The 9,611-nt window shown below is 27.0% G+C and carries 11 protein-coding genes; 3 read left to right on the top strand and 8 right to left on the bottom strand.

Going from position 1 to position 9,611, the window contains the following annotated elements:
* Nucleotides 1-123 precede the first annotated feature (123 nt).
* Nucleotides 124-456 carry a BlaI/MecI/CopY family transcriptional regulator gene (locus Q3304_RS20150; protein ID WP_407815196.1) on the top strand — a complete coding sequence of 111 codons (333 nt, stop codon included), beginning with the start codon at nucleotides 124-126 and terminating at the stop codon, nucleotides 454-456.
* An 89-nt stretch (nucleotides 457-545) separates the two neighbouring features.
* On the opposite strand, the gene Q3304_RS20145 is transcribed toward Q3304_RS20150, so the two are convergent.
* The 4 genes from Q3304_RS20145 to Q3304_RS20130 form a co-directional block, all read right to left on the bottom strand.
* A complete protein-coding gene (locus Q3304_RS20145) occupies nucleotides 546-1,001 on the bottom strand; it encodes a hypothetical protein (protein WP_407815473.1) in 456 nt (151 codons plus the stop codon).
* Between the two features lie 136 nt (nucleotides 1,002-1,137).
* On the bottom strand, nucleotides 1,138-3,747 hold the full coding sequence (locus Q3304_RS20140) for a DEAD/DEAH box helicase (protein ID WP_407815193.1): 2,610 nt from the start codon (nucleotides 3,745-3,747) through the stop codon (nucleotides 1,138-1,140).
* Nucleotides 3,748-4,064: 317 nt separating this feature from the next.
* The gene (locus Q3304_RS20135; protein ID WP_407815191.1) at nucleotides 4,065-4,367 is read right to left on the bottom strand and encodes a hypothetical protein; all 303 of its coding nucleotides are present in this window, start codon (nucleotides 4,365-4,367) and stop codon (nucleotides 4,065-4,067) included.
* A gap of 84 nt (nucleotides 4,368-4,451) precedes the next feature.
* On the bottom strand, nucleotides 4,452-4,655 hold the full coding sequence (locus Q3304_RS20130) for a helix-turn-helix domain-containing protein (RefSeq protein WP_407815198.1): 204 nt from the start codon (nucleotides 4,653-4,655) through the stop codon (nucleotides 4,452-4,454).
* A gap of 150 nt (nucleotides 4,656-4,805) precedes the next feature.
* Here Q3304_RS20130 and Q3304_RS20125 point away from each other — a divergent pair, with 150 nt between their 5' ends.
* Entirely contained in the window at nucleotides 4,806-5,006 is a 201-nt protein-coding gene (locus tag Q3304_RS20125; protein ID WP_142792943.1) for a helix-turn-helix transcriptional regulator, read from the top strand.
* Between the two features lie 77 nt (nucleotides 5,007-5,083).
* Nucleotides 5,084-5,629, top strand: a complete 546-nt coding sequence (locus Q3304_RS20120) for a hypothetical protein (RefSeq protein ID WP_407815189.1) — start codon at nucleotides 5,084-5,086, stop codon at nucleotides 5,627-5,629.
* 1,255 nt (nucleotides 5,630-6,884) lie between these two features.
* On the opposite strand, the gene Q3304_RS20115 is transcribed toward Q3304_RS20120, so the two are convergent.
* The 4 genes from Q3304_RS20115 to Q3304_RS20100 all read right to left on the bottom strand — a co-directional run bounded on the left by Q3304_RS20115 (nucleotide 6,885) and on the right by Q3304_RS20100 (nucleotide 9,582).
* A complete protein-coding gene (locus Q3304_RS20115; protein ID WP_407815188.1) occupies nucleotides 6,885-7,370 on the bottom strand; it encodes a tyrosine-type recombinase/integrase in 486 nt (161 codons plus the stop codon).
* A 15-nt stretch (nucleotides 7,371-7,385) separates the two neighbouring features.
* Entirely contained in the window at nucleotides 7,386-7,631 is a 246-nt protein-coding gene (locus Q3304_RS20110; RefSeq protein ID WP_407815187.1) for a hypothetical protein, read from the bottom strand.
* A 403-nt stretch (nucleotides 7,632-8,034) separates the two neighbouring features.
* Nucleotides 8,035-8,670 (bottom strand): recombinase family protein, encoded by a 636-nt coding sequence (locus Q3304_RS20105; RefSeq protein ID WP_407815197.1) that lies wholly within the window; start codon nucleotides 8,668-8,670, stop codon nucleotides 8,035-8,037.
* A gap of 543 nt (nucleotides 8,671-9,213) precedes the next feature.
* Nucleotides 9,214-9,582 (bottom strand): helix-turn-helix transcriptional regulator, encoded by a 369-nt coding sequence (locus Q3304_RS20100; protein WP_227863513.1) that lies wholly within the window; start codon nucleotides 9,580-9,582, stop codon nucleotides 9,214-9,216.
* Nucleotides 9,583-9,611 lie beyond the last annotated feature (29 nt).

The following is a 9,611-nucleotide window of genomic DNA, read 5'->3' as shown; positions in this document are numbered from 1 at the left end:
ACACATATTGTAACCTGTTCATAATTATATTATAATGAACTAACAAAAGTTTTATTGCTTATGCTACATAATAATGAACTATTGAAAGTATAATTTGTAATAGTTCAAGAAAGTGAGAATATAATGGATATACTAAAGATACCCGAAGCTGAATTTAAAGTCATGAAATTTGTATGGAGTAAAAACGATATAGTCACTTCCAAGGAAGTTATAAAGGCAATGCAAATTGAATGTGATTGGAAACCAACAACAACACTAACACTTTTATCAAGACTTGTTATTAAACGCTTTTTAGCATCTGAACGAATAGGCAGAATTACACATTACACAATACTTATAACAAAAAAAGATTATAAAGTATCTGAAACAAAAAGATTCTTAAATGACATACATTCAAATTCATTAGAAAGCCTTTTAGCTTCTTTGAAAGATTGTAATATTAAACATAAAAAATAGTACACCAGTATAAATAATATAACTTATACAAGTGTACTTTTTTTATTTTTACAAATCGTTATGTAACTCTTGTAAATATATTTTTTATATTAAACTAATCCTTCTAGTAAAACTTCTTTGTCCGTTTCATCAACTGTATTTAATAGCTTATTTATTCTAGCTTCAACTAAATGTTCTAAGCTTAAATCACTATCCATTAAATCTAATTCTTTTTTGATGTCCTCTATAGTAATGTGTCCTTTAATAGTATAAACTCGTACTCTTTCATTAGGTGGAACAGGACTTGGTAGTATATTTTTATAGTATTTATAGGGCAGTCCTGTTCCACCCCTATGATTTTTATACTCAATAACAAAAATCGAGCGTAATATTAACCTTATTTTCTTAATAGTTAGCTTCTTTTTAGTGGCTAGAAACGTCTGTAAATCAACGATTAGAGCTTCTAGGTGTTCTTCTGTATAACTTGTGCCAACTCCAAACATTGAATTAATATAGTTATAAGTGTAAGTCCCAATATTATCATCATTTATCAAAGAATTTAACAAAATATCAGCTTTTTTAATGAAATTTTAGCGAATTTATTCTTATTTTAATTGATATTAGTTTGATTTCTAATTTTATAAATCCTTTTAAATTAATCTCTTTTAAACACTCCTTTTCAATGTCAAATTGCCTTTTATTTTATGCTAATCCATTTAATAATATCTCTTTGTCACCACTATCTATAGTTTGCAATAACTTATCTTTACGACTACGAACTAAATGTTCTAAGCTTCTATCATTCTCCTTTAAATCAAGTTCCTTTTTGATGTCATTTAGTGTAATATATCTCTCTATTTTGTAAATTCTGATTGTCTTTTTATTATCTGTGGCACCCATAGGGTATATATATTTATAGAAACACATTTCTAAGGGTGCCACACTTCTATATTTTTTACTGCTGACTACAAAAATATTGTTTAATAAAGTACCTATTGCTTCGGTTGTTTGCATTTTCTTTGTTCCTGTGAGGATTTGCAAATCATTGCTTAATTCTTGTAAATGTATTTTTGTATAGCTTGTACCTATTCCAAATCGTTTAATTATATAATCATAAACTACTGTCCCTATGAGTTCATCGTTTACGAAGTTAGGATACTGCTCCTTAAGTTCTCTATAGATAAGTTTATTTATCTTATCAAATATAGACCATCTGCCCTTGTTTCCCATTGTTGCAAGTTTCCACGCAAGGTCAATACTATAACTATTATCTAATACAAAATCACTAAATAAGTCTATTATTTTTCTGCAATTATTATTAATTATTAGGCTATATAAATCATACTCCATGTAATGTTTTAAACAAATATTATTATCTATCCTCATATCATGGTGATATTTTAATAAGTTACTGCTGGTCATTGACTTCTTAATCTCACTATAACCTACCAAATATTTTTTATGTCCTTCTAGTTGCTCTATAGCTGATTTTTTAAATTCCTTAATAGCTTCTTCATGCTCTTTGATTTCTTCTTCTACCTTTTCAGCTTCTTTTTCTGTTTCCACTATCTCAATTTTATTAAAATATTCCTCTAATAGCACTTTGAAGCTATCTATTGTTCTTGTTTGGTAGTAATTATTGTAAGCATTACTTTTTATGTACAATTTGTCTGTTTTATAAGACATGTCCTTTTTATCGTAGTATATGTTACTATCAATATTCTTAATGTTTATAGGGCTTATATCAATTCCTATTGCTTTAAATGGTAAGTCTCTCTTAGAAGCTTTATTGTATATATTTGTTAGGCTCTCAACGTCTTTTATGTTCTCATTTATGCACCATTCAACTGAATATACTTTGCTATCCTCATTTGTCGTTTTGTAACTATTAAAAATATGTACATTTATACTTTTTGCCCCTCTAACTCTTGCAACATACTGTTTTATTTTTCCTATATCTTTTTCTCCAAGTATAATAATATCTGTTACATTGGGATTGTTTATATTCACACCTGCCGTGATTACAGACGTATTTAAAAGCACCTCATAGCCTTCCATATCGGAGTAACTAACAATTCTATCATATAGCTTACTTGTGTCTTTAGTATCTGAAATAACAACCCCACTTTTTTTGTTAATTTTCTTTGATATATAATTAAGTGTTGATATACTATCTTTTAAAAGCATTGCATTGTTTGAATTATTTAGTATTTCTATAACCTTAGCAATATTAATTTTATCGTATAACTTAACGTTGTATTCTGTTTGTATTTTTTGCTTATATTCGATTACATGATTGTATATTTCAAACTCTAATTTTGAAGGTGTTGCCGTTATGTCTAATCTACCTCTACACTTATTAGTTATATTATTTAAGCTCTTTATTGCCTTGCTTCTGAACGCATCTGTGTAGGTCTGATGTATTTCATCAATAACTATTATATATTCGCTTAAATCCTCTTTTAGTAGTTGTTCAGTTTTATCCCATGTCATAGCCACTAAATTGTTGTTATTCAAAGCGTGTTTAGTAGGTATCTTATCATATGCACCAGCTATATTATATTCGACCATTGCTTGTTGTACATTTGCAGAGTTGGGGAATATAAAGAGTGCTTTTGTGTCTAGCTCTTTTAACATGTTTATAATTGAGTATGTTTTTCCACTTCCTGTAGGAGCTACCATTAATACGTTCTTACCTTCTGTAGCATGTTTAATTGACTCTCTAATACCTTTCAAATTCTCACTTATATATTTATCTACATCAATTATTAAATCAGCTCTATAGCTTGAATAGTTTTGTTTCTCTAGCATAGATTTTATTTTAATGTTGTTATCTAAATAATACTTTCTTTTATCCTTATCAGTCATACACTCAAATTCAAAAGCTAACTCAATATCATTATTCCTAAAAGCTTCTTGTTTCTTTTCTTCTATGAAGCTATTTATATCTTTTTTCTTTATGTAAATATTCTTAGGAATGTTATTTATTTTTTTAGTACTGGTCTTATTCTTGTTAATTGGTAATGAGATATTGTATTTATTAGCTAGGAATAAAATAGCTTCTATAGGTCTTTCAAAGCGTTCATATGTGCGACATAACTCAATTATATCAGCACCAACAACACAATTATGGCTATAGCATGTATATATTCTTTTGTTTAAATCGAATTGAAAGTTTTTATCCTTACCACCATGAATTGGGCAAGGGACATTTCCTTTTTGAGTTGTATTGACTCCTATATCTCTTAAATATAGTTCGTCTATATTAGCATTTTTTATTATATCAATTAATTGTTTTATATCTATTTTCACTTGTAAATTTCCCCCTTCTTAACTAGGGACTAATCAAGTTTTATCAAGCTTATGTATTTACATTCTGCCGTAAATCTCGTATAATTAACATATAAAAAGAATAAAGAAATATATTTTACATGTTAGTTAAGCCTAAGTGATTAGCTCCTAGTGACTAACTCTTAATCTTGATTAACCCTTAAATGGAAAGAATGAGTGGTTGCCGTCAAACAAATACTCGTTCTTTTTCGTTTTTTTTGTTATTAGTATTATATCACTATTAAAATTATAATTCATTGTTTAGAATTATTTTTTTTTGACGGTTTTAATATATATTTTTAATTTCTTTTCAAGCATAGTTTTTTATTTAAGTCTATAAATTCAGCTAGGTCTAGCCCATCTAAAACACCCATTCTATACGCATATTCTTTTTCAATTACGCCATTGCCATATATTTTTTCTTCAAAATCAATTAACATTTTTTTATGTTCTTTTTCTTCCAATATTTCTAATAATCTGTTCATGATTCTTTCAGATTCTTTTTTGTCATTTAAATATATTTCGTTATTTTCCAGTAGTTTATCTTCTAAATTTACTCCGTATGTATCAAATCCAGCCCTTAACAAATCATCTTTTATCACTTTTAACTCTCCTTTTTATCTACATTTAAACCTTTTTGCACCCTATTGTTTGTTTTGTAATCTTATATTTTTAGTTAAGTTTAGTTAAGTTTTTAATAGCTCTTTCTCAATAAAATATCTTGTTAGCTCTAAAGCATCAACTTCAAGCACTTTTGTTAATTCAATTATCAATGTTATTGTAGGGCTATGATAAAAACATTCTCTCTCCAGCTTTGATATATAACTTTGACTTATATTGGTCATTTTACTTAGCTGGTTTTGAGTTATTTTTTTATTTGTACGAGATATTTTTAATATATTTTCTATCAGTATTCACCCCTAAATATGGTAATATATTCTATCTATTATTATGTAATTATTTACTATACATTGTCAAGCATATATATTGTTTTTGGCACATATTTTATATACTATATAATAAAAAAGGTGGCGATTAAATTGTTGAATATACAAATAAATAAATTATTAGAAAATCAAAATAAAACACGTTATTGGTTAGCAAAGCAAATTGGAATGACTCATCAAAACTTAACTAAACTAGCCAACAATAATACAAATTCTATTAAATTTGATTCTTTAGAAAAAATTTGCATGGCTCTTAAATGTTCACCTAATGAATTGTTAGGTTGGGACAAATAAAAATATTAATTCTAAAGGGTTTATTTATAACTACTAGAAAGCTACTTTAGTAGTTATTTTATTTTGGAGGTCTAAACATGGATAGATATACATTTGATAATTTACCTGTTAAGGAGCAAATACAATATATTAATAATAAGCTCCTAGAGGGCGATACACTAACTAATACATGTAAAGATATTGGTATTGGTCGTACAACTATAAGAAATAGATTTAAACAACATGGATATGAATTTAATCAAGCTAAGAAGCTATACATATCTATTGTTGAAGTTGTTGAATTAGAAAGTAGTTCAAAAGTAGTTACGGGCGACACTAGCAATGATAATACTTTAATTGATACAACTAACATTGATTTTAATAATGTTTTATCTAAATTCAATGAGATGAATACTAAGCTAAATGAAGTATATAGCTGGTACGAATCACAAAGTAGTAATAAAGTAGTTGGGGCTGATAAACTAAATATAGACGATTTCACAGGCGATATAGTTGTTAGAAGCTATAAGGTCTATGAGGATATTCAAAAAGAGTTTGTAGCCTTCTGTGAAGCTAATAAGAAGTATAGGGTACAGGATATTATCAGCCAAGCTCTTAAAGATTTTATGGATAAATATAAGTAATTTTACTTACTTTCTGATATTCTAAAAACTTTTCCATGAAAATCTCATTTTTTTGGCTTCCTGTGAAAAATATGTACTCCTTCCAGTCCTCTATCTTTGTTTGTTTTATTAATCCGATAGGGGGCGTATTATATATATTTCTATCGAGCATATACTCATCAAAACATAGCATTAATTTGATTATTATGTTTCTATTTATTTTAAGATTATATATATAATTTATCCTTCAATACATTGTAATTACTTACTTCTTTAGTTTTAATATTAATATTCAAATCATCCCTTTTTAAAGGTGCTATAAGTGCTATATAGACATTGCAACTTATATACTTTTTACGGGTGCAGTTGCATATGCAAAATCTTTATTTCCCGACATTTAACCATCTGTGAATATTTATATCCTTTATTAGTCAAACATAGTATTTTAAACAACTCCGACTATCTTTAGTAGTAATATTTCACATAGCTTTACTAATGTATTTTTGCATCTGCAACCATGATTTTAAGTTGCAACACCCCACCCCCACACCTTACACAAAACAACGCCTATCTCCGAAGCCATATACCTACCTCGGTTCACATTTTTTAATTTAAAAGGGTTATTTTTATCAAGGGGGGGCTAATTATTGCACTTTTTTGTGGTGAATCAAATAGCCTTCTATATATTGATATAGCTTTATTTAAAGCACTTAATTGAGTTGTTTAAATCTAAATTAAGTGAGTTTTAATAAGACAAAATATATAGGTTGTAACTTTATTTCAAAAATACAGTAAAATAAATAGCTATATACATTGATTTCACTTGAATCAAAAGGATTTTTCGAGTTGTTTTTTATCTTTTTTACTTAATATGAAATATCCCTTATATCTTATTTCACCATAACTTTATTTAATAAAGTAGTTTCGTTATACAACACCCTTGTATGCGTTGATTTCGCTATAGTCAAGCAATGTATTTGAGTTTGATTTTTTATTTAGTTTAATAGTTTTGAAATATTATAATATTAAGCTTCAATATTCCTTCACTATCATTTGATAATCAATTAATAATAGCTATTTTTTCTAAACAAGATAAAAACAATATCTATGCCAGTAATAGTAATACATACAAGTATATAAAAAAATGTACGATTACTATAAACTATTACATTTATTTTAGTTGTCCTTATCTATTGCAATTACTTATACATAAGCTTATTTGATTATTCATTAATTATAAAATGTAAAAATAGCAAAGAAAATCGTACATTTTTAACTATAAATTAAGTTTCATAATGGCATTATCAGCTTGTTTTTGTACTACCCCAATATAAGTTAATGTATCTATCTGATTAGCATGGTTTAAAGCTCTTTGTGCGACTTCAATTCCTTTATCCTTAAATATATGTAAACCATGTGTTTTCCTCATACTATGAGTACCTATATTTAATTTTATCCTACAAGCTTTTGAAGCTTTTTTAATAATTCTATATGCTTGTGTAGTGCTTATTGCTTCATTCTCTCCCTTTTGACTTTTAAATAAGTATTCATTAGTTGGTTTATCTTTGCAATATATATCTAATATTTCTTTCAAGCTATCATTTATAGGCTTTCTTATTCTTTTCCCTGTCTTACTTTCTTTTATATTTATTTCTCTTTTCTTGTATACATCTTTGACTTTTAGTTTTAAAATATCCTCTATTCTAAAATATCTTTTAAGCTTCTCTATATCTTTTTTATTTTCAATAGGCTCTACTCTCATTCAAATCACTCCTCTTTATAAATCCCAAAATGGGTGTTCATAAAAAACACAATATACACTTTTCCCTTTGAATTGTATTTGCCAAGTAATATGATTTTCTTCTATATTTTTAGTTTCCTCTAAACAATCATATAAAAGTTGTTCATCAGCTTCATCAACTCTAAAAACTCCCGATTTATTCTTTTCAAATACATCTGCTAACTTTACTTTTCTTAAATCTAATTTTGGTATTTTTCTATAATTTCTTTTAGTCCCTTCCATAATTTTCCCTTTCCTTTTTCTATTTATATAAATCATTTTAATATATTTTTACAATCAAAAAGTCTCTACTTTGTTCAAAATATGTAATTTTTTATTACTTGTTAATTTATAAAATCATTTGATTTGACTTTATCATTCTGTCTACTATATCAAAAAAACTCTTATTTTCTTGAGTAAATCAAAATTTAATATAGTTATACAAAAAAGAAGCCTAAAAAATTAGACTCCTTTTTACAGATATTAAGCTATTAATATAAACTTTTTCCATGATACAATTATACATTATTTTTTTAATAAAAAATTACACTCTTTTTACACTCTTTTTACACTCTTTTTACACTCTTTTTACACTCTTTTTATCCAAATTACTTTACTTTTTCCTTTAAATATTTATTACGGATAATTATTTTCTCTTTCTTTTTATCTCTCCACCTTCATATATCTTTATCCACTCGTAAAGTGTAGTCCTACCAATATTTAATATCTTTGCCACTTCATTCTTCTTTAAGCTTCCATCAAGGATTTTATTGTAATATTTTATAAACTCTTTGTTAGTTTCTAAAAGCTCCTTAGTTACTTTTTGTCTACCGAACCATTTTCCACTCTTTGTATTTATCTCGCCAGTATTTTTTTTATCCTCTTTTAGTTGGTCTATTTTCTGCTGAGTTCTCTCTTGTATTGTTTCTCTCTCCATTTCTGCGACTGCCCCAAAGATACCTAATAATAGCTTATAGGTACTGTTCCCTGTGTCTATACCTTCTTTTAATATTTTCACTCTTACACCTTTTTGAATTAATACATCTATAATATCAATTAAATCCTTTAAATTCCTTCCTAGTCTGCTTATAGACTCACAGTAAACAATATCTCCCTCACTTACTTCTACTAACATTTTGCTTAATGCTTCTCTTTCCTTTGTTGCTCCTGTTATTACATCTTTATATATTTTATCGAACTTAATCCCTTCGCTTTCCAAAACTCTCTCTTGTCTGCTATTATCTTGTTTTCTTGTGCTTACCCTTTCATACCCTATTATCATAACCTTACCCCCGTTCATCTTGTTATAATAATTATACAATATATTTTTCATTCGGTCAAACTATATTTTTCATTTTTACAATACCGAACATATTTTATTGTTGATTTTCAATGATTCTATGTAAAAATAATACAAATATTGTTCGTACGGTTAAACGTTGGTTTCTCCGAACACGAACATATCACCTTTTTTATATCAACTATTCCCTAAATATTTCATACAAAATCGCCAAATTCTTTTTTATATTTACTAAGCTACCAAATTTTTAAAACAAAAAAATGGTATATCAGTAAGGATTATATTTCTATACAATATAACTCTTACTGATATACCATTTAAAAACCTCATGAGAGGTAAGGGGATGATAATTGTATAATTATCATATAAGTTCTTCTATTCTGTATATAGGGTTTATACTTAGATAATAGCAGATACTTTGTGTTTTTTCTACATTTTCCTATTTTTTCCTTACTGGTAAAATATGCTAATTTGCATATAATAAAAAGCTTCAATAGTAATCAAACTATCAAAGCTTATCTTTATCTAATATCTATTATTTACATTTGATTGAAACATTTTGACATTTCGGATAGATTCTTTTGAAGCTTTTACTATATCAACAAGAACCCTTATCTCATATTCATTACAATCTTTTAAAACTTCGCTTAATTCTTTTTCAAAAACAACTTTGGAGTCTAAGATTGTATCACACAATAATTCATCTATTGATACCCCTAACACGTTAGCGATTGCGATTAGAGTTTGTAAACTTACAGAAGATTTACCTGTCTCGATGTTTGACATGTGGGAAGGAGTTATATTTATTATTTCTGATACAGTGTCTTGTGTAAGCTTTTTTCTTATTCTAGCAATTTTGATTCTCTGTCCAATAGCTTTAAAATCAAGTTCCATATACATGTATTCACCTTTCCTAAGTATTC

The sequence above is a fragment of the Clostridioides sp. GD02377 genome, assembly GCF_045899875.1.
In the GTDB taxonomy this organism is placed as follows: Bacteria; Bacillota; Clostridia; order Peptostreptococcales; family Peptostreptococcaceae; genus Clostridioides; species Clostridioides difficile_A.
This window is presented reverse-complemented; position numbering and strand designations above follow the sequence as displayed.

Bases quoted from the DNA above. Each gene is read 5' to 3' on its own strand.
- Q3304_RS20105 (WP_407815197.1), bottom strand. From the start codon at position 8,670: ATGATAATAGGGTATGAAAGGGTAAGCACAAGAAAACAAGATAATAGC.
- Q3304_RS20100 (WP_227863513.1), bottom strand. From the start codon at position 9,582: ATGGAACTTGATTTTAAAGCTATTGGACAGAGAATCAAAATTGCTAGA.
- Q3304_RS20110 (WP_407815187.1), bottom strand. From the start codon at position 7,631: ATGGAAGGGACTAAAAGAAATTATAGAAAAATACCAAAATTAGATTTA.
- Q3304_RS20120 (WP_407815189.1), top strand. From the start codon at position 5,084: ATGGATAGATATACATTTGATAATTTACCTGTTAAGGAGCAAATACAA.
- Q3304_RS20150 (WP_407815196.1), top strand. From the start codon at position 124: ATGGATATACTAAAGATACCCGAAGCTGAATTTAAAGTCATGAAATTT.
- Q3304_RS20115 (WP_407815188.1), bottom strand. From the start codon at position 7,370: ATGAGAGTAGAGCCTATTGAAAATAAAAAAGATATAGAGAAGCTTAAA.